At 73.1% G+C, this 18,035-nt stretch carries 19 protein-coding genes and 1 riboswitch; of the genes, 6 read left to right on the top strand and 13 right to left on the bottom strand.

What is annotated here, in order from left to right:
• The coding region (locus ADK86_RS38625; RefSeq protein ID WP_053700838.1) for a phosphatase PAP2 family protein at positions 1–642 on the top strand (642 nt) is incomplete at its 5' end.
• 31 nt (positions 643–673) lie between these two features.
• Positions 674–1,369 carry an HAD family hydrolase gene (locus tag ADK86_RS38620; protein ID WP_053700837.1) on the top strand — a complete coding sequence of 232 codons (696 nt, stop codon included), beginning with the start codon at positions 674–676 and terminating at the stop codon, positions 1,367–1,369.
• A gap of 6 nt (positions 1,370–1,375) precedes the next feature.
• Here the strand turns inward: ADK86_RS38620 and ADK86_RS38615 are convergent, their stop codons facing one another.
• A complete protein-coding gene (locus ADK86_RS38615) occupies positions 1,376–1,894 on the bottom strand; it encodes a hypothetical protein (RefSeq protein WP_053700836.1) in 519 nt (172 codons plus the stop codon).
• 121 nt (positions 1,895–2,015) lie between these two features.
• Positions 2,016–3,374, bottom strand: coding sequence for a peptidase C39 family protein (locus ADK86_RS38610; RefSeq protein WP_053700835.1), 1,359 nt, complete (start codon positions 3,372–3,374; stop codon positions 2,016–2,018).
• Positions 3,375–3,674: 300 nt separating this feature from the next.
• Between ADK86_RS38610 and ADK86_RS38605 the strand changes: the two genes are divergently transcribed.
• Both ADK86_RS38605 and ADK86_RS38600 read left to right on the top strand, forming a co-directional pair.
• Entirely contained in the window at positions 3,675–4,319 is a 645-nt protein-coding gene (locus ADK86_RS38605; RefSeq protein ID WP_420718910.1) for a uridine kinase family protein, read from the top strand.
• 455 nt (positions 4,320–4,774) lie between these two features.
• On the top strand, positions 4,775–6,682 hold the full coding sequence (locus ADK86_RS38600) for an AAA family ATPase (RefSeq protein ID WP_053700843.1): 1,908 nt from the start codon (positions 4,775–4,777) through the stop codon (positions 6,680–6,682).
• A gap of 17 nt (positions 6,683–6,699) precedes the next feature.
• Here the strand turns inward: ADK86_RS38600 and ADK86_RS38595 are convergent, their stop codons facing one another.
• Positions 6,700–7,362 carry a TetR/AcrR family transcriptional regulator C-terminal domain-containing protein gene (locus tag ADK86_RS38595; protein WP_053700834.1) on the bottom strand — a complete coding sequence of 221 codons (663 nt, stop codon included), beginning with the start codon at positions 7,360–7,362 and terminating at the stop codon, positions 6,700–6,702.
• Positions 7,363–7,443: 81 nt separating this feature from the next.
• Here ADK86_RS38595 and ADK86_RS38590 point away from each other — a divergent pair, with 81 nt between their 5' ends.
• Positions 7,444–7,881, top strand: coding sequence for an ester cyclase (locus ADK86_RS38590; protein ID WP_053700833.1), 438 nt, complete (start codon positions 7,444–7,446; stop codon positions 7,879–7,881).
• A 43-nt stretch (positions 7,882–7,924) separates the two neighbouring features.
• Here ADK86_RS38590 and ADK86_RS38585 read toward each other — a convergent pair whose 3' ends face one another.
• The 10 genes from ADK86_RS38585 to ribD form a co-directional block, all read right to left on the bottom strand.
• Positions 7,925–9,136, bottom strand: a complete 1,212-nt coding sequence (locus ADK86_RS38585) for a hemolysin family protein (protein WP_053700832.1) — start codon at positions 9,134–9,136, stop codon at positions 7,925–7,927.
• Complete coding sequence (locus ADK86_RS38580; protein ID WP_053700831.1) at positions 9,133–10,479, bottom strand: hemolysin family protein; 1,347 nt, start codon at positions 10,477–10,479, stop codon at positions 9,133–9,135. Before ADK86_RS38580 ends, ADK86_RS38585 begins: the two co-directional genes overlap by 4 nt.
• Before the next feature lie 193 nt (positions 10,480–10,672).
• Positions 10,673–11,137, bottom strand: a complete 465-nt coding sequence (locus ADK86_RS38575; protein WP_053700830.1) for a PH domain-containing protein — start codon at positions 11,135–11,137, stop codon at positions 10,673–10,675.
• Positions 11,138–11,222: 85 nt separating this feature from the next.
• Positions 11,223–12,071 (bottom strand): ATP phosphoribosyltransferase, encoded by an 849-nt coding sequence (gene hisG / locus ADK86_RS38570; RefSeq protein ID WP_030375139.1) that lies wholly within the window; start codon positions 12,069–12,071, stop codon positions 11,223–11,225.
• A gap of 66 nt (positions 12,072–12,137) precedes the next feature.
• Positions 12,138–12,419 carry a phosphoribosyl-ATP diphosphatase gene (locus ADK86_RS38565; RefSeq protein ID WP_003986917.1) on the bottom strand — a complete coding sequence of 94 codons (282 nt, stop codon included), beginning with the start codon at positions 12,417–12,419 and terminating at the stop codon, positions 12,138–12,140.
• Positions 12,420–12,442: 23 nt separating this feature from the next.
• On the bottom strand, positions 12,443–12,928 hold the full coding sequence (gene ribH / locus ADK86_RS38560; RefSeq protein WP_003986918.1) for a 6,7-dimethyl-8-ribityllumazine synthase: 486 nt from the start codon (positions 12,926–12,928) through the stop codon (positions 12,443–12,445).
• Positions 12,929–12,988: 60 nt separating this feature from the next.
• Positions 12,989–14,290 carry a bifunctional 3,4-dihydroxy-2-butanone-4-phosphate synthase/GTP cyclohydrolase II gene (locus tag ADK86_RS38555; RefSeq protein WP_053700829.1) on the bottom strand — a complete coding sequence of 434 codons (1,302 nt, stop codon included), beginning with the start codon at positions 14,288–14,290 and terminating at the stop codon, positions 12,989–12,991.
• The gene (locus ADK86_RS38550) at positions 14,287–14,940 is read right to left on the bottom strand and encodes a nicotinamide mononucleotide transporter family protein (RefSeq protein WP_030590783.1); all 654 of its coding nucleotides are present in this window, start codon (positions 14,938–14,940) and stop codon (positions 14,287–14,289) included. The genes ADK86_RS38555 and ADK86_RS38550 overlap by 4 nt, the downstream gene beginning before the upstream one ends.
• On the bottom strand, positions 14,937–15,572 hold the full coding sequence (locus ADK86_RS38545; RefSeq protein ID WP_053700828.1) for a riboflavin synthase: 636 nt from the start codon (positions 15,570–15,572) through the stop codon (positions 14,937–14,939). The genes ADK86_RS38550 and ADK86_RS38545 overlap by 4 nt, the downstream gene beginning before the upstream one ends.
• Before the next feature lies 1 nt (position 15,573).
• Entirely contained in the window at positions 15,574–16,668 is a 1,095-nt protein-coding gene (ribD, locus tag ADK86_RS38540) for a bifunctional diaminohydroxyphosphoribosylaminopyrimidine deaminase/5-amino-6-(5-phosphoribosylamino)uracil reductase RibD (RefSeq protein WP_053700842.1), read from the bottom strand.
• A 189-nt stretch (positions 16,669–16,857) separates the two neighbouring features.
• A riboswitch (FMN riboswitch) is annotated at positions 16,858–16,988 on the bottom strand.
• Positions 16,989–17,175: 187 nt separating this feature from the next.
• Between ribD and ADK86_RS38535 the strand changes: the two genes are divergently transcribed.
• Positions 17,176–17,964, top strand: a complete 789-nt coding sequence (locus ADK86_RS38535; protein ID WP_053700827.1) for an SDR family oxidoreductase — start codon at positions 17,176–17,178, stop codon at positions 17,962–17,964.
• The last annotated feature ends 71 nt before the right edge of the window (positions 17,965–18,035 follow it).

Here is an 18,035-nt window from a genome sequence, read left to right as displayed (position 1 = left end):
CCCCCCCCCCTCCTCCCCCTCCTTCTGCTCCTCCCCTTCGCCGCCCTCCTCGCTCTTGTCGCCGCCCGCTGGAGCCCCCTGCTCGCCCTCGACCGGTCGCTCGCCAGGGCCTTCCACCGCACGGCCGTCGCGGACCCCGGCCTGACGCAGACCAACCGGATCTTCTCCGACTGGGTCTGGGACCCCTGGACCTTGCGCGCCCTCCTGGCCGTCGCGGTCATCGCGCTCCTGTGCCGCCGGCAGTGGGTGCCCGGCTGCTGGGTGGCGGTCACGGCGGCCCTGGGCACCGCGCTCCAGCAGACGCTGAAGGCCCTGGTGGACCGGCCCCGCCCGGTGTGGCCGGACCCCGTCGACTCGGCGGGCTACGCGGCCTTCCCCTCGGGCCACGCCATGACGGCGGCGGTCGCGGGCGGCCTCGCCCTGTGGCTGCTGCGGCTGTACGGGGCGCGCCGGGCCTGGCGGCGGACCGCCGCGGCGCTGGTCGCGGTGTCCGTGGCCGGTGTCGGCCTGACCCGGGTGTATCTGGGGGTCCACTGGGCGACGGACGTGCTCGGCGGCTGGCTGCTGGGCGGCGCCTGGGTGGCGGTCGCGGCGCTCGTGTACGTACGACGCTACGGAATCCGGTACGCGGCCCGTCGATGACGGCGGGCCGTCGGAACGACAGGATGGCGGTATGACGATCAAGGGTGTGCTCTTTGACTTCTCCGGGACGCTGCTGCGCATCGAATCGCCGGAGAGCTGGCTGCGCGCGGCGCTCGCGGAGACCGGGACGCGGCTCCCTGAGGCGGAGACCGTCCGCCTGGCCGCGGAGCTGGGCCGGGCGGGCGCGCTGCCCGGCGGCCCCTCGCCGGAGCGGCTGCCGCCCGGCCTGGCCGCCCTGTGGGAGGTCCGGGACCGCAGCGCGGACCGGCACCGCGAGCTGTACACCGGTCTGGCCCGGCAGGTGCCGCTGCCCGACGACAGGCTGTACGACGCGCTGTACGAGCGCCATATGACCGCCGCCGCGTGGGCGCCGTACCCGGACGCCGCCGAGGTCCTGGGCGGACTCCGGCAGCGCGGCATCCGCGTCGGCGTGGTCAGCAACATCGGCTGGGATCTGCGCCCGGTGCTCCGCGCCCACGGCCTCGACCGCTTCGTCGACAGCTGCGTCCTGTCGTACGAGCACGGCATGCAGAAGCCGGACCTGCGGCTCTTCGAGATCGCGTGCGAGGAGCTGGGGCTGGCGCCCACGGACGTGCTGATGGTGGGCGACGACCGCACGGCGGACGGCGCGGCGACGGCGCTGGGCTGCGCGTACCTGCCCGTCGACCATGTGCCGGTGACCGAGCGCCCGGACGGCCTGCGCCCCGCGCTCGGTCTGGTCGACTGATCCGTCCTAGGGCCGCACCACGTCCGTGTGGATCGCCAGCTTGAACTGCGCGTGGGTGATCGCGGTGGGAACCTTGGCGTCCCCGTCCCCGCGCGCGGAGATCTTCAGCCCGACCGGCGTTCCCCGGTGAACGAACATCTGCCACACGTACGTCTTGTACTGGCCGCCGCCGGTCTTCCACGTGTCGGTGGTGGCCGACGAGTCGTAACCGGGCCCGAGCGGATCGCGCACGAACCGGGCCCGGTACTCGTTCGGCCGGTCGTCCGCGTCCCAGAACACCATCGCGGACAGCACGCCCCAGCCCTCGTGGCTCGGCCAGATCAGGCCCGACCGCGCGTCGGGGAACGTGGACGGCGTGCCGCCCCCGTTGGCCGGATCGTGCATCTTCCACGGGTCGTAGGACTCGGCGTCCGCCGCGTACGGGAAGCGCACGAGGTGGTACCCGTCGCTGTCGTACGAGATCTTCTGCGTCCCCGCCCCGTGCTTCGCCGCGTCCCAGAGCAGCGAACACACCGCTACGGACATGGGCCCCTCCCCCAACTCGTCACCATCGGGGCCCCGTCGGCCCCGATGGTTCCATTGCGCCACAGGTTCCGCACGATCGGCCAGAGGGCGAACGCGGGCCGGAGGAGGGGCGCGGTGGGGATCAGCTGATCCCCACCGCCGCCAGCGCGGCCCGCTGAACAGCGGTGACCTCCCTCGGGAAGTACACGTAACAGATCCCGCCGGTGCCGCTGACGACCTTGCCCTCGGCGTTCTTGCGCTTGGTGCGGAGCCAGATTCGTTCGAATTCACGCCGCTTGTAGACACGGCGGACGGCGGCGTTCGTCGGGGAGTTGGGGTCGTTGGCGATCACGTCGCCGGACTTGGTGAAGCCGATGACGGTCATCAGGTGGCCGGCCGTGCCGTAGCCCGCACCGGTCAGTTCGGCGGCCAGGAACGACTGCGAGGTGATGACCGGGATGCCGGCGCGGATCAGGGTCTCGGCGTCGGAGAGGGCGCCGAGGCGGGTGACGGCGGCCTCCATGTCGCGGTAGGTGGCCGCGTAGGCGGTGTTGAAGGGCCAGTTGCCGCAGCCCTGGTACTGGTAGTCGTAGGTGAAGCGGGCGGCGTGGCAGACCTGGGGGTCGGCGTAGGCGGGGTTGACCCAGGCCAGGTCGGCCGCGGTGGGTTTGCGGCCCCAGTACTCGATGATCATCTGGGAGGAGGTGGGGCTGCACCACGCCTCGCCGCCGTTGTCGTACTCCGGGTACTGGCCCTTGTGGATCTCCTGCGAATAGCGCGGCACGGTGAGTTCGCGGCCGGTTGCGACGCCCGGCCTGGAGGCCGGCACGTCGAAGCGGTCGGGGACGGCGGACCCCATCAGGCCCAGGCGCCACACGGTGGGGGTGAGGGTGGTGCCGGGCCTGCGGTGGAGGGTGACGCGCAGTTCGTAGGAGGACAGCCGCAGGCCGCTCGCCGGGTTGTCGATGGCGAAGGTGTCGGTGGAGATGTTGCTCCTGCCGTCCTTCTGGCCGTCGACGGAGGTACGGCGGATGTCGCCGTCCCCGGCGGCCCAGCGGCCCATCACGTACCACGGGGTGCGCCCGCCGTCGCTGTACGTGCCGCGCATCTCGACGGTGATCCAGGTGCCGGCCGGTGTGTGGGCGTTCCAGGAGACGACGGCTTCCGTGGACGGCACCTTCAGGGTGCGGGCCGGGGACGTCCAGACCGCGTACTCCCAGGTGGCGGTGGTACCGGTGTGCGGGTCGCGGTACTCGGCCGAGCCGGCGGGGCGGTCGACGGCCACCCCGGGGCGGCCCCCGTTCACCACGCGGGTGCCGTTCGCGATGCCCTGTTTCCAGTCGGCTGCGGTGTGCCAGGCTCGGTAGTCCACGAGACGCTTCGCCTTCGGTGCGGCGGACGGTTCGGAAGGGGAGGCGGCGTGCGCCAGCGGGGTGGCCGCGCCCGCCGCCACGGCGAGGGCGGCGGCCAGAACGGTACGCCGGGGCGTGGGTCTGTTCATCGGTGGGTCCCCCAGTCGGATGCGATGGAGTGAGCCGGCGGAACGTGGAGCGGGAGGCGGACGGTGCGGTGGGCCGGGCACGGGCGGTCCGGGGGCCGCCCGTACGGCGGCCGTGGCTCAACTATTGCCCCGCGCACGCCCTTCGGCCAGCGGTTCGCCGCGCGTCGCGAAAGGGATCATCTGATTGCGGCAGCCGGGGTGCGCCCGGGGCGGGGTGCGCAGCCGTGACGTCCGCGGGCCCGAAAGCCCCGTACCGGTAATCTTGCCGCGTTCCCCGGGCCCCGTCAGACAGGCAGCAGCGTGAGTCAAGAGCCGATCCGGCCGGTCCCGTCCGGCCCGGCGCCGTCCCGCGCACCGGACGGGCTGGGCGCCCTCGCCGCCCGGCTGCGCGCGCTGCCCCCGTCCTGCGGTCCGGTGCGGCTGATCGCGGTGGACGGGCACGCCGGGTCCGGCAAGAGCACCTTCGCGCGGCGCCTGGCCGCGGCGCTGGACGACGCCCCGGTCGTCCATCTGGACGACATCGCCACCCATGACGAACTGTTCGCCTGGACGGACCGGTTCCGGGCGGAGGTCCTGGCGCCGTTGTCGCGCGGGGAGCCCGCGCGGTACCGGGTGTACGACTGGGAGCGCAGGGAGTTCACCGCGCGCCGGGAGCTGGTACCGGCGCACGCCGTCATCATGGAGGGCGTGGGCGCGGGCCGGCGCGCCCTGCGCCCGTACCTGGCGTGCCTGCTGTGGATGGACCTGACGGCCGGTCACTCCTGGGAACGGGGACGGCTGCGGGACGGACAGGGCCTCGAAGGGTTCTGGGATGACTGGATCCCTGCGGAACGCGCCCATTTCACGGCGGACCCCACGCGTCCGCACGCCGGCCTGCTGGTACGCGCGAGCACCGAGGGGTACGAGGTGCTGCCAGGGCCGGGTGGGACGCACGGTACCCCCTGAATTGTCACCGTCCGTGACAGACCACCGGCGGTACGCAGATCGTCGCCGTGCGCGTACCGCCGACTGCCTCAACTCGGCTTGACCTGGGGGGCGTACAGGACTTACGTTCTCAATGTGCGGTTCTGACGGACCGCCCGCAGACGCGAAGCCCCCGGTTGTTCCCCCGTGATCGGGGGCTTCGTTCTGTGGCCCGCGCTTCCGGCGCGCGCCGACGCCGTCCGTCCCTCACCCTATGTCACCGCCCCCTTCGCGCCGCGGAGCCTCGTCTTCCCCCCTGCCGCCCCCTTCGGGACGCACCGATACCGCAGGTACGATGCGAGTCCGTGCCACCGAAGGACGCACATCGAAGAGCCCGGACGGCGAGCAACGCCCGTCCACGGTACGACGGTTCGAACACGCTGCGGCCTGGCACTCGCCCGGCGGCACACCACGGGGGACGTTTTGTGGGGGACGTGATGGATTTCGGCACCCAGGGCACACACGCCCCGGCCGAACTCGCCTGGCTGCGCGCGGTGGACGCCTACACAGTGGGCGCGTACCCGCAGGCGGAGGAGGAGTTCCGGGCCGCGGTGCGGATGGATCCGACGATGGCCGACGGCTGGCTCGGCCTGCACGCGCTGCGTGCGGACACCTCGACCGCGCTGCTGCGCATGCACCGGCACCGCGACCGCTTCGGGGAACAGCGGGCCCGCCACCGGCGCACGCTCAATTCCTGGTACTGGCTCGGATGGTGGGTGCAGCCGGTGCTGGAGACCGGCCGCGACCTGCTGCTGGCGCACGCCTCGCACTGGCTCGACGGCCGCCATGTGGCCGAGCTGGACCAGGCGTTGGCGGGCTGCCCGCCGGTGGACACCGACCCGCAGGTGCGCTTCCTGCACGCCTGCCGCGCCTATCTCGTCAAGGACTGGGACCAGCTCGTCCGACATACCGAGCCGCTGCTGGACGATCCGCTGCTCGGCATCGAGGCCGGGCTGTTCGGCGGCATGGCGCGGGTGCGTCAGGAGATGTACGGCCAGGCCGAGCCGCTGCTGGCGGCCGCCCTGATGCGCTGCCGCAGCGAGCAGCCGCAGCGCAAGGAACTGCGGTACTGGCTCGCCCGGGCCCACGAGGGCACCGGCCGCAGCGCGGCGGCGCTGCCGCTGTACCGCGCGGTGCACCGCGTCGACCCGGCGTTCATGGACACCTCGGCCCGGCTGGCGGCCATAGCCGAGGGCGACGGCCTGGAGGAGGGCGCGGACCTGGCGGCCGTGTCCGCCTCCGGTCTCGGCCAGGAGGCGGGCGGCGATCTCGATCCGCTCTCCCCGCTCGACCCGGTGGACGGGCGGGAGCTGCTGGCCACGACCGAGCCGGAGGGCCCGGACAGCGATCTGGCGGGCGGCTCCCCGGGAGACGCCGGTCCGGCCGTACGGGAGAAGGCCGCGCCCGGCGGGCCGCGCGGCGCCGACCAGCTGCCGGCCGGCCCTTCCGACCCGGTGCTGCTGGAGAAGGCGCTCGCCGAGCTGGAGCGGATGGTCGGGCTGGAGCCGGTGAAGCGTCAGGTCAGGGCGTTGTCGGCGCAGTTGCGGATGGCGCGGCTGCGGGCGGGCCAGGGCCTTCCGGTGCAGCCGCCGAAACGACACTTCGTCTTCTCCGGGCCGTCCGGCACCGGCAAGACCACCGTGGCCCGGATACTCGGCCGGGTGTTCTACGCGCTTGGCCTGCTCGGCGGTGATCATCTGGTCGAGGCGCAACGGGCCGACCTGGTCGGCGAGTTCCTGGGGCAGACCGCCGTGAAGGCGAACGAGCTGATCGACTCGGCGCTGGGCGGGGTGCTGTTCGTGGACGAGGCGTACAGCCTGTCGAACTCGGCGTACAGCAAGGGCGACGCGTACGGCGACGAGGCCCTGCAAGTGCTGCTCAAGCGGGCCGAGGACAACCGCGACCGGCTCGTCGTCATCCTCGCCGGCTACCCGGAGGGCATGGACCGCCTGCTGGCCGCCAACCCCGGCCTGTCCTCCCGCTTCACCTCGCGCGTCGACTTCCCGAGCTACCGGCCGATGGAGCTGACCGCCATCGGCGAGGTGCTGGCCGCCGAGAACGGCGACCACTGGGACGAGGAGTCGCTGGAGGAACTGCGCAGCATCAGCGGACACGTCGTCGAGCAGGGCTGGATCGACGAGCTGGGCAACGGCCGCTTCCTGCGCACCCTGTACGAGAAGAGCTGCGCCTACCGCGACCTGCGGCTGTCCACGTGGTCCAGCGCCCCGTCCCGCGACGACCTGGCCACCTTGCGTCTGCCGGATCTGATGCAGGCGTACGGCGAGGTCCTCTCCGGGCGCGGCCCGGCCATCGGACCGGGCCCGGACCTGCCGCCGCCGCTCTGACGGGACGCCCGGACCCTTCAGACCCTGCCGTCGAAGCCCGCCAGCAGCGCCCGTACGGCGTGGTCGAAGCGCGCCGCGTCGTCGGCCCCGTGGCCGCCCCGCCCGGCCTCCACGAGCAGCGGGAAACGGTCCGCGTCCAACTGCGCAAGGTACGCCGTTGAGCCGGGCGCGCCCTGTTCGTTGACGCGGGCGGTGGTCGCTTCGACGGCGGCGTGCCCGATGACGAAGACGGTGAGCGCGTTCAGTACGTCCAGCGCCCGGCCGAGCGGGAAGCCCGCGTCGCGCAGCATCCGCAGACCGCTCTCCACCGCACCGAGGGTCTGCGGAGTCACCGCGGGGCGGCTCATCGCCAAGGGCAGTACGGCGGGGTGGCGCAGCAGCGTGCGGCGCAGCGACCCGGCGTACTGCTCCAGTGCGGGCCGCCAGCGCGCGCCGTCGGCGGTGAGCGGCGCCGCCTGCTCGAAGACCCGCTCCACCAGGCCGTCCAGCAACGCATCCTTGTTCGGCACGTAGTGATAGAGCGTCATGGCCTCGACGCCGAGGTCGGCGCCGAGCCGGCGCATCGAGAGGGCGGCGAGTCCGTCGCGGTCGACCAGCGCGAGCGCCGCGTCCAGCACCCGCTGCCGGGACAGCCCGGCCCGCTCTCCACGCGCCCGCTTCGGCCCCTTGGTCACGTCCATCCCTCCTTGACTTTCTTACAACGTAAGGCGATTCTACCCGGCAGTCCGCTACTTACACCGTAAGAAAAGAGGAACGGCAGCATGGACGCGACCCGCACGGAGCAGAACAAGCAGCTCGTCACCGGCCTGTTCACGGCGATCAGCGCACGGCGGACGGCGGAGCTGCCGAGGTACCTGGCGGCGGACGTGATCGACCACAACAAGATCATCCATGGCGAGCCGGACGCGTCGGGCGCCGCCTTCGACGGCTTCCGGCAGCAGCTCGACGCCTTCTCCGAGGCACGGATGGAGCCGCGTGAACTCATCGCGGAGGGCGACCGCGTGGTGGCCCGGCTGCTCGTCGGCGGGGTGCACACCGGGGCGCATCCGCGGATGCCGCGGCCCACCGGCCGGCGGTTCGCGGTGGAGCAGATATGGATCTTCACCGTACGGGCCGGGAAGATCACGGAGATCCGGGCGGTCAGCGACCGGCTGGGCATGTTCGCACAGCTCGGCTGGGACTGGCCGGAAACGGCGTGAGCCCGCGGAGAGGCCGCGGGCTCACTCGTACGTCACGGGCGGCTCAGCCCGCCAGCGCCCGGTCCTCCCGGGCCGACTCCGGCTCGCTCCGCGGCCCGGACAGCCGGTCGCCCGGCGCCCCGGGGAGCCCTGGTGTCTCGGTGAGCCCCGGCGCCTCGGTGAGCCCCGGCACCTCGGGCACCCGGGTGCCCTGCGCCCCGAACGCCGCCACGGGCACCAGGTCCTCCTGCCGGTGCGCCGGATCGCGCACCTCCCCCACCAGCTTCTCCAGTACGTCCTCCAGCGCCACCAGGCCGAGCACCCGCCCGGTCGCGTCGGCGACGGCGGCCAGGTGGGAGGCGGACCGGCGCATCGCGGTCAGCGCGTCGTCCAGGGGGAGTTCGGCGCGCAGCGTCGTCATCGGGTGCCAGATGTGCTGCGGCACCGCACGGTCGCCCTCCTCCAGGTCCAGTACGTCCTTGACGTGCAGGTAGCCCATGTACGCGCCGCCGGGCGCGGACACCGGGAAGCGGGAGTAGCCGGTCTTGACGGTCAGCTCCTCGACCTGGCGCGGGGTGACCGCCGGATCGACCGTCACCAGCCCGGCCGGGTCCAGGAGCACGTCGGTGACCGGGTGGCTGCCCAGCTCCAGCGCGTCGGACAGGCGCTCCTGCTCGGCCGGGGCCAGCAGCCCGGCCTGCTTGGAGTCCTCGACGAGGTGGGTGAGCTGTTCGCTCGTGAAGACCGCCTCGACCTCGTCCTTCGGCTCGACGCGGAACAGCCGCAGCACACCGCGGGCGCACGCCCCGAGCAGGGCGGTGACCGGGCGGCACAGCCGGGCGAAGGCGACCAGGCCGGGGCTGAACCACAGCGCGGTCTTCTCCGGCGCGGCCATCGCCAGGTTCTTCGGGACCATCTCGCCGATGACGAGGTGGAGGAAGACCACCGCGGCCAGGGCGATGACGTAGCCGAGCGGGTGGATCAGCGGCGCGGGCAGGTGCGCCGCGTGGAAGAGGGGCTCCAGGAGGCGGGCGACGGTCGGTTCGGCGACCGCGCCGAGCGTCAGGGAGCAGACGGTGATGCCGAACTGGGCCGCCGCCATCATCTGCGGCAGGTTCTCCAGGCCGTGCAGCACCTTGCGGGCCCGCTTGGAGCCCGCGGTGGCCAGCGGCTCGATCTGGCTGCGGCGCACCGAGACGAGCGCGAACTCGGCGCCCACGAAGAAGCCGTTGACCAGGACCAGGAAGGCGGCGAACAGAAGCTGCAGGAAACTCACCGGGCCACCTCCGCGAGCAGCGGGGCGGGGGCGGCGGCGCCGGCCGTCCGTATGATCCGGACCCGTGCGGCGCGGTGGTGGGACACCAGCCGCACCCGCAGCCGCCAGCCGTCCAGTTCGGCGGTGTCGCCGGGGGCCGGCACCCGCCCGAGTATGTGCGCGACCAGTCCGGCCACGGTCTCGTACGGGCCGTCGGGCGCGTCCAGTCCGATCCGGCGCAGCGTGTCGACCCGGCAGCCGCCGTCCGCGTCCCAGGACGGGCGGCCGTCCTCGGGCGGCGCCTGCGCCAGCTCGGGCAGCACCGCCCGGTCGTGCTCGTCGCGGACCTCGCCGACCAGTTCCTCGACGATGTCCTCCAGGGTGACCACGCCCGCCGTGCCGCCGTACTCGTCGACGACCACGGCTATCGGCTGCTCGCTGCGCAGCCGCTCCAGCAGCGGCTGCACCGGCAGCGTCTCGGGCACCAGGAGCGGCGGTACGGCGATCCGCCCGGCCGGGGTGCGCAGCCGCTCGTGCTCGGGCACCGCGAGGGCGTCCTTGAGGTGCACCATGCCCACGACCTCGTCGAGCCGGGTGTGGTAGACGGGGAAGCGGGACAGGCCGGTGGCGCGGGTGAGGTTGAGGACGTCCTCGGCGGTCGCGGACGCCTGGAGGGCGCTGACCCGTACCCGCGGGGTCATCACGTTCTCGGCGGTCAGCCCGCCGAGCGAGAGGGTGCGCACGAACAGGTCGGCGGTGTCCTGCTCGATCACCCCGGCGCGGGCCGAGTGGTGGGCCAGCGAGACCAGTTCACCGGGGGTGCGGGCGGAGGCCAGCTCGTCGGTCGGCTCCACGCCCAGGGCCCGTACGAGCCGGTTGGCGACCGTGTTCAGCAGGGAGATCACCGGGCGGAAGAACCGCGAGAAGGCGCCCTGCGGGCCGGCCACGAAGCGGGCGACCTGGAGCGGCTTGGAGACCGCCCAGTTCTTGGGCACCAGCTCGCCGAGGACCATCTGCACGGCGGAGGCCAGCAGCATCCCGATGACGACGGCGATGCCCGGTACGGCGCCGGCCGGCAGCCCGAGGGCGGTCAGCGGCCCGGACAGCAGGTGGGCGAGGGCGGGCTCGGCGAGCATGCCGACCACCAGGGAGGTGATGGTGATGCCGAGCTGGGTGCCGGAGAGCTGGAAGGAGAGTTCGCGCAGCGCGGAGACGACGGTGCGGGCGCGCCGGTCGCCCGCGGCGGCGGCCCGTTCGGCCTCCGCCTTCTCCACGGTCACCAGGCCGAATTCGGCGGCGACGAAGAAGCCGTTGGCGAGGATCAGGACGAGTGCCGCCGCGAGCAGCAGCAGACTGGCGGTCATGCCGCCGCCTCCGTGAGGGAGCCGAAGGCCCGCGGATGCGGGGGTTCCGGCGGAGGGGCGGCGCAGGTACTACCGGACGATCCGTCCATTGCTGGAGGGAGTCACTCCTCAGGTCGCTGGGGCCCCGGTCCGGGGCGGGGCGCGGGCGCGCCCTGGGCACCAGGGTAATCAGCCGGGCCCCGGTGCGGGCAGGTCATCCGCCCGGCTGACTGCCGGTGCCGTGACTGTCGGCGAGCGCCCGGAGCGTACGGGCGTCCCGGATCGCCTGGTCGCGCGCGATGCCGGGCTGGATGCCCATGGCGGGCAGGCTGGTGCCGTCCGCCAGGTCGAGGTGCACCCACGGGTCGCCCTGGCGCAGGTTGACGCGCAGCACCTGGGCCCAGGCCAGCTCGCGCTTGGTGGTGAGGTTGACGACCGTGATGCCGTCCTGGTGGGCGACCACCTTGGGGCGGGCGAGCAGCAGGAGCACGCCGAGCACGATCAGTCCCGTGAACACGAAGCTGATCCGCTCGCCGGGGCCGAGCTTCGGCAGCAGCATGGCGATCACCGTGAGCACGGCGAGCTGGGCGATGCCGACGCCGTACAGCACGGCCCGGGTACGGCCGGGCCGGAACGTCACCGGGAGGGCGGGCAGGGGCGCGGATGCGGGCGCGGACACGTCGCTGGGCTCTTTCGTACGGGCCGCCGGCGCGGGCCGGCGGCGGAGGTGGCCGCCACCCGTCGGCGGCGGCCGGACCGCCGGGTCAGAGGCGGCAGGCGTGGATGCCGGTGGTCAGGATGGCGCGGGCGCCGAGCTCGTACAGCTCGTCCATGATGCGCTGGGCGTCCTTGGCGGGGACCATCGAGCGGACCGCGACCCAGCCCTCGTGGTGCAGCGGGGAGACGGTCGGCGACTCCAGGCCCGGGGTGAGGGCGACGGCCTTCTCGACGTGCTCGACGCGGATGTCGTAGTCCATCATCACGTAGCGCCGGGCCACCAGGACACCCTGCATGCGGCGCAGGAACTGGCGGACCTTCGGGTCGTCCTCGGGCGCGTCCTTGCCGCGGATGACAACCGCCTCGGACTTCAGGATCGGCTCGCCGATGATCTCCAGTCCGGCGTTGCGCAGCGTGGTGCCGGTCTCCACCACATCGGCGATGATCTCGGCGACGCCGAGCTGGATGGCGGTCTCCACCGCGCCGTCGAGGTGGACGACGGAGGCGTTCACGCCGTTGTCGGCGAGGTGCTGGGTGACCAGGCCGGAGAAGGAGGTCGCGACCGTCATGCCGTCGAAGTCGGTGACCTCCTTGGCGGTGCCCGGCCGGGTGGCGTAGCGGAAGGTCGAGCCGGCGAAGCCGAGCTGCATGATCTCCTCGGCCTGTGCGCCGGAGTCCAGCAGCAGGTCGCGGCCGGTGATGCCGATGTCCAGCTTGCCGGAGCCGACGTAGACCGCGATGTCGCGCGGGCGCAGGAAGAAGAACTCGACCTCGTTCTCCGCGTCGACCAGGACCAGTTCCCTGCGGTCCTTGCGCTGGCGGTAGCCGGCCTCATGGAGCATCGCCGACGCAGGCTCGGACAGTGAACCCTTGTTCGGGACGGCGATGCGCAGCATGAGAGGTGACTTCCTTCGTACGAGGGGTGACAGGGAAAAGGGGTGGTGCGGGGCGAGCCGGGCGGCTCAGAGGTGGGCGTAGACGTCGTCGAGGGTGAGGCCCTTGGCGACCATCATCACCTGAAGGTGGTACAGGAGCTGGGAGATCTCCTCGGCGGCGGCCTCGTCGGATTCGTACTCCGCGGCCATCCACACCTCGGCGGCCTCCTCGACGACCTTCTTGCCGATCGCATGGACGCCGGACTGGACCAGTTCGGCGGTGCGGGAGGTGGCGGGGTCGCCGGCGGCCTTCTGCTGGAGCTCGGTGAACAGCTCCTCGAACGTCTTCTTGGACATGATGGGCCCCACCCTACGCGGTCGCGGGGCGCCGCTCAGCGCCAGGGCTCGGCGACGGTGCGCAGCGTCGCGGCGGTGGCGACGGCGGCGGTCACCGCCTCGTGGCCCTTGTCCTCGGTGGAGCCGAAGATTCCGGCCCGGTCCAGTGCCTGCTCCTCGGTGTCGCAGGTCAGCACGCCGAACCCGATCGGTACGCCGGTGTCCACGCTGACCTGCGTCAGGCCCTGGGTGACGCCCTGGCAGACGTAGTCGAAGTGCGGGGTGCCGCCGCGGATGACGACGCCGAGCGCCACGATCGCGTCGTAGCCGCGGCCGGCCAGCACCTTGGCGACCACCGGCAGCTCGAAGCTGCCGGGCACGCGCAGCAGCGTCGGCTCGTCGATGCCCAGCTCGGACAGGGCGCGCAGGGCGCCGTCCACCAGGCCGTCCATCACCTTCTCGTGCCACTGGGCGGCGATGACGGCCACCCGCAGGTCGCCACAGTTCTTCACGGACAGTTCGGGTGCGCCCTTGCCGCTCACGGTTCTCCTCGTGGTGTTCGTGTACGTAACGGGTGGGACGGCCGGGGTCCGGCCGCGGTGCTACTGGTGGCCGCAGGCCGACGCGCGCTCCGCGTCGAGCCAGGGCAGGTCGTGCCCCATCCGGTCCCGCTTGGTGCGCAGGTACCGCAGGTTGTGCTCGCCCGCCTGGACAGGCATCGGCTCGCGGCCGGTGACCTTGAGCCCGTACCGGACCAGCGCCTCGGTCTTCTCCGGGTTGTTGGTCATCAGGCGCAGCGACCGCACGCCCAGGTCGGCCAGCATCTGGGCGCCCGCGCCGTAGTCCCGGGCGTCGGCGGGCAGGCCCAGCTCCAGGTTGGCGTCGAGGGTGTCACGGCCGCGCTCCTGGAGCTCGTACGCGCGCAGCTTGGACAGCAGCCCGATGCCGCGTCCCTCGTGGCCGCGCAGGTAGATCACCACGCCGCGGCCCGCCTCCTGCACGCGCCGCAGCGACTCCTCCAGCTGGGGGCCGCAGTCGCAGCGCAGCGAGTGGAAGATGTCGCCGGTCAGGCACTCCGAATGGACCCGTACGAGGACGTCCTCGCCGTCGCCGATCTCCCCGGCCACCAGCGCGACATGCTCGACGCCGTCGACGGTGGAGCGGTAGCCGTACGCGGTGAACTCGCCGTGCCGGGTGGGCAGCCGGGTCGTCGCCTCACGGCGGACGGTGGGCTCCGAGCTGCGGCGGTAGGCGATCAGGTCCTCGATGGAGATGATCGACAGGCCGTGCTTGCGGGCGAACGGCACCAGCTCGGGCAGCCGCAGCATCGTGCCGTCCTCGCCGGCGATCTCCACGATCGCGGCGGCGGGCCGCAGCCCGGCCAGCCGGGCGAGGTCCACCCCGGCCTCGGTGTGGCCGTTGCGCTCCAGTACGCCGCCGTCGCGGGCGCGCAGCGGGAAGATGTGGCCCGGCCGGACGAAGTCGGCGGGGGCGGCCTCGCCGGAGGCCAGCAGGCGCAGGGTGGTGGCGCGGTCGGCGGCGGAGATGCCGGTGCTGACGCCGTGCGCGGCGCTCGCGTCGACGGAGACGGTGAACGCGGTGCGCATCGACTCGGTGTTCTGCTCGACCATCTGCGGCAGCGCCAGGCGGTCCAGTTCGGCGCCGTCCATGGGGGCGCAGATCAGGCCGCGGCACTCGCTCATCATGAAGGCGAGGATTTCCGGGGTGGCCCGTTCAGCGGCCACCACGAGGTCGCCCTCGTTCTCCCGGCTCTCGTCGTCCACGACCACGACGGGGCGGCCCGCGGCGATGTCCGCGACGGCCTGCTCGATGGGGTCCAGGGCCAGGGCGGCGTCAGGAGCCACCGTGCCCTCGGAGTCGTACCAGCTCTGCAGTGCGGTCATGCCGCCGCTCCTTCCAGGACGGGCTGCGGATTCGTACGGGAACGCAGCCACCAGTCGCGCATGCCCCACAGGACGAGGCCGAGATAGACGACGTAGACCAGGCCGGAGAAGGCCAGGCCGCTGCTGAAGGCCAGGGGGACGCCCACGATGTCGACGAGCAGCCAGGCGAACCAGAACTCGACCAGGCCGCGGGCCTGGGCGACCATCGCCGCCAGGGTGCCGACGAAGATGTACGCGTCGGGCCAGGGGTTCCAGGACAGCTGCGGTACGAGGGCGAACAGCGAGCCGACGGCGGCGGTGCCAGCGGCGGTGCCGGCGATGAGCAGGGCCCGCTCGCGCCAGGTGGCGAAGCGGACGGCGATGGAACCGTCCTGGGCCTGCCGCCGGCCGCGCTGCCACTGCCGCCAGCCCCACAGCGCCACGCCGATGACCAGCAGCTGCTTGCCGACGCCGCCGCTGAGGTGGGCGTAGGCGTACGCGGAGACGAGGATCAGGCCGGACAGGAACTGGGCGGGCCAGGTCCATATGGAGCGCCGCCAGCCGAAGGCGAGGGCGGCCAGGCCGATGCTGTTGCCGACCATGTCGGACCAGATGACCTGCTGTCCGAAGGCGGTGAACGCCGGGCCGTTGAGCCAGTCGAGGACGTTCACCGCAGGCTCTCTTCCACGGCCGCGACGGCCGTCCCAGTGCCCCGGCCCTGGCCCAGCAGCCGCTCCACGTACTTCGCCAGCACGTCGACCTCCAGGTTGACCGGGTCGCCGGGCTGCTTGATGCCGAGGGTGGTCAGGGCGAGGGTGGTGGGGATCAGGCTGATGGTGAAGTGGTCGTCGGCCGCGTCGACGACGGTGAGGCTGACGCCGTCGACGGTGATGGAGCCTTTCTCCACGACGTAGCGGGCGAGATGGGCGGGCAGCGCGACCTTCACGACCTCCCAGTGCTCGCCGGGCGTCCGCGAGACGATCGTGCCGGTGCCGTCCACATGGCCCTGGACGAGGTGGCCGCCCAGCCGCCCGCCGAGCGCCATCGGGCGTTCGAGGTTGACGCGGGAGCCGGCGGCGAGGGCGCCGAGGCTGGAGCGGTGCAGCGTCTCGGCCATCACATCGGCGGTGAAGGTGCCGTCGCCGGTGTCCACGACGGTCAGGCAGACGCCGTTGACGGCGATCGAGTCGCCGTGCTTCGCGTCCTGGGTGACGAGCGGGCCGCGCAGGGTGAACCGGGAGCTGTCGCCGAGGTGCTCGACGGCGGCGACCTCACCCAGTTCTTCGACGATTCCGGTGAACACGTCAGTTCTCCTCGTTCAGGGCGTGGCGGACCGGTACGGCGGTGACGCGCAGGTCGGGGCCGAGCCGGTCGGTGGCGGTCACATCGAGGCGCAACGCCTGGTCGATCGTGCCGATTCCGGCGTCGCCGAGGGCGGCGGGACCGGCGCCGAGCAGGACGGGCGCGAGATAGCCGACGACCTTGTCCACGGCGTGCGCGGCCAGGAAGGAACCGGCCAGGGTCGGGCCGCCTTCCAGGAGCACGGACCGCACGTCGCGTGCGTACAGGGCGTCGAGCAGGGCGGGAATGTGCAGTCCGGTGCCGTCGGCGGTACGCGGCAGGCGGACGATCGGGGCGAGTCCTTCGAGGTGGCCGGCGTCGGCGTCCTCGGCGACCGCGATCAGGGTGGGCGCGGTGCCGTCCAGGACCCGGGCGCCGGGCTTGACGACGGCGGCGCCGGTGTCGACCACGACCCGCAGCGGCTGGCTGACCTCGGAGTCGGTCAGGCCGGCGATCCTGGCGCCGAGGTGCGGGTCGTCGGCGCGGGCGGTGCCGGAGCCGACGATCACCGCGTCCGCCTGGGCGCGCAGCCGGTGCACATCGGCACGGGACTCGGCCGAGCTGATCCAGCGGCTGGTGCCGTCGGCGGCGGCGATCCGGCCGTCGAGGGTGGCGGCGTACTTCCACAGGACGAACGGGCGGCGGCGCAGTACGGCGGTCAGCCACGCCTCGTTGCCGGCCGCGGCCTCGTCGGCGAGCAGCCCGCCCTCGACCTCGATCCCGGCCTCGGCGAGGGTGGTGGAGCCGCCGGTGGCGGTGGGGTTCGGGTCCGGGACGGCGTAGTGCACCCGGGCGATGCCCGCCTCGATGAGGGCCTGCGCGCACGGTCCCGTACGGCCGGTGTGGTTGCAGGGCTCCAGGGTGACGAAGGCGGTGCCGCCGCGGGCCCGGTCGCCCGCCTCGCGCAGCGCGTTGACCTCGGCGTGCGGACCGCCGGCCCGCTCGTGCCAGCCCTCCCCCACGGTGTGCCCGGCGGCGTCTAGGACGACACAGCCGACGACGGGATTGGGGCTGGTGTGCCCGAGGCCGTGGGCGGCAAGCTGGATGGCTCGGCGCATCGCCGCGGTCTCGGCGGGAGCTGGGGTGGCCACCGGGTCCTCCTGCCTGTGAAGGCACGGACTCCGGGGCTGTCACGAAGGACAGGAAAACGGGAACGGGACAACGGGGACACCGGTGCCGGAAAGGGGGCCGCCGCTCGTGGACACGAGGACGACCGCCGCCGACGGCGGTATACCGCTGCTCGCCCGCCGCGCACTGCCTCCCATCCGGACTTTAACCGTCGGTGCAGGAATTCCACCTGCTCAACCGACCGCTGGAGGCGGCCGGGTCGCGGACTGTTACCGCCGGTTCGGACTTTCACCGACCCCGGAGTGCGCTGCGTATGTCAATTCAGTACGGCTTCAGTCTGCCACGTCTGATCGTCGGCCATGCGGGCGGCGGCCTGTGGGGTGCCTCACAGGATGCGGCGTGCGTGTCACGCTCCGGCCCGGCGCCCTGCCGGTACGGTGCCGGGCCTCCCCGGCCCCGCCCCGGCACCCACCCCCTACCTGCGAGGACTGATCGCGATGACGACGATTCTGGTGACCGGCGGCACCGGCACGCTCGGCCGCGCCGTGGTCGAACGGCTGCTCGCCGACGGCCATGACGTGCGCACGCTCAGCCGCCGTCCGCGCACCGGCGCCGAGCGGCCCCGGCTGAGTGCGTACGCGGTGGACCTGCGCGACGGCTCCGGACTGGCCCCGGCGCTGGCGGGCGTGCACACGGTGATCCACTGCGCGTCGTCGCCGACCGGCGACACCGAGGCCGCGGGGCGGCTCATCGAGGCGGCGCGGGCGGCCGGGGTGCGGCATCTGGCCTATATCTCCATCGTCGGCGTGGACCGCGTACCGCTGGCCTACTACCGCGCCAAGCGCGACGTGGAGCGGCTGGTCGCGGACTCCGGGCTGGGCTGGACCGTGCTGCGCACCACCCAGTTCCACGACCTGGTGCTGCGGATGGTCAAGGCCGGGGCGCGGCTCCCGGTGATCCCGGTGCCGGCCGGTGTGCGGCTCCAGCCGGTGGACGTACGCGAGGTCGCCGACCGGCTGGTCGCGCTGGCCTGCGGCGAACCGGCGGGCCGGGTCCCGGACATGGGCGGCCCGGAGGTCCGTAGCGCCCACGCCCTCGTACGGGACACCCTGCGGGCCGGCGGGCGGCGGCGCCTGCTCGTACCGCTGTGGCTGCCGGGCAGGCTGTTCGGCGCCCTGCGGCGGGGCGAGAACCTGGCGCTCGATCATGCGGACGGGACGGTGGAATACGGGGACTTCCTGGCGGAGCGCGGCGGGAAGACCGGGAAGGCGGCTGCGGAGCGGTAGGCGGGGCCGGGCGGCAGGCGGGGACCGGACGGCAGGCGAGGGCCGAGCAATAGGCGGGGCCGGTGGCGCGG

Origin of the sequence: Streptomyces sp. NRRL F-5755, assembly GCF_001279365.1 — a bacterium.
Lineage (GTDB): Bacteria > Actinomycetota > Actinomycetes > Streptomycetales > Streptomycetaceae > Streptomyces > Streptomyces rimosus.
The sequence above is the reverse complement of the archived record's forward strand: the minus strand, read 5'-3'. Positions and strand labels throughout refer to the sequence as shown.

What these genes read in the sequence shown, in the direction of transcription:
- ADK86_RS38620 (WP_053700837.1), top strand. Translation starts at nt 674, where the DNA reads ATGACGATCAAGGGTGTGCTCTTTGACTTCTCCGGGACGCTGCTGCGC.
- ADK86_RS38615 (WP_053700836.1), bottom strand. Translation starts at nt 1,894, where the DNA reads ATGTCCGTAGCGGTGTGTTCGCTGCTCTGGGACGCGGCGAAGCACGGG.
- ADK86_RS38610 (WP_053700835.1), bottom strand. Translation starts at nt 3,374, where the DNA reads ATGAACAGACCCACGCCCCGGCGTACCGTTCTGGCCGCCGCCCTCGCC.
- ADK86_RS38600 (WP_053700843.1), top strand. Translation starts at nt 4,775, where the DNA reads ATGGATTTCGGCACCCAGGGCACACACGCCCCGGCCGAACTCGCCTGG.
- ADK86_RS38595 (WP_053700834.1), bottom strand. Translation starts at nt 7,362, where the DNA reads ATGGACGTGACCAAGGGGCCGAAGCGGGCGCGTGGAGAGCGGGCCGGG.
- ADK86_RS38590 (WP_053700833.1), top strand. Translation starts at nt 7,444, where the DNA reads ATGGACGCGACCCGCACGGAGCAGAACAAGCAGCTCGTCACCGGCCTG.
- ADK86_RS38580 (WP_053700831.1), bottom strand. Translation starts at nt 10,479, where the DNA reads ATGACCGCCAGTCTGCTGCTGCTCGCGGCGGCACTCGTCCTGATCCTC.
- hisG (WP_030375139.1), bottom strand. Translation starts at nt 12,071, where the DNA reads ATGCTGCGCATCGCCGTCCCGAACAAGGGTTCACTGTCCGAGCCTGCG.
- ADK86_RS38555 (WP_053700829.1), bottom strand. Translation starts at nt 14,290, where the DNA reads ATGACCGCACTGCAGAGCTGGTACGACTCCGAGGGCACGGTGGCTCCT.
- ribD (WP_053700842.1), bottom strand. Translation starts at nt 16,668, where the DNA reads ATGCGCCGAGCCATCCAGCTTGCCGCCCACGGCCTCGGGCACACCAGC.
- ADK86_RS38535 (WP_053700827.1), top strand. Translation starts at nt 17,176, where the DNA reads ATGACGACGATTCTGGTGACCGGCGGCACCGGCACGCTCGGCCGCGCC.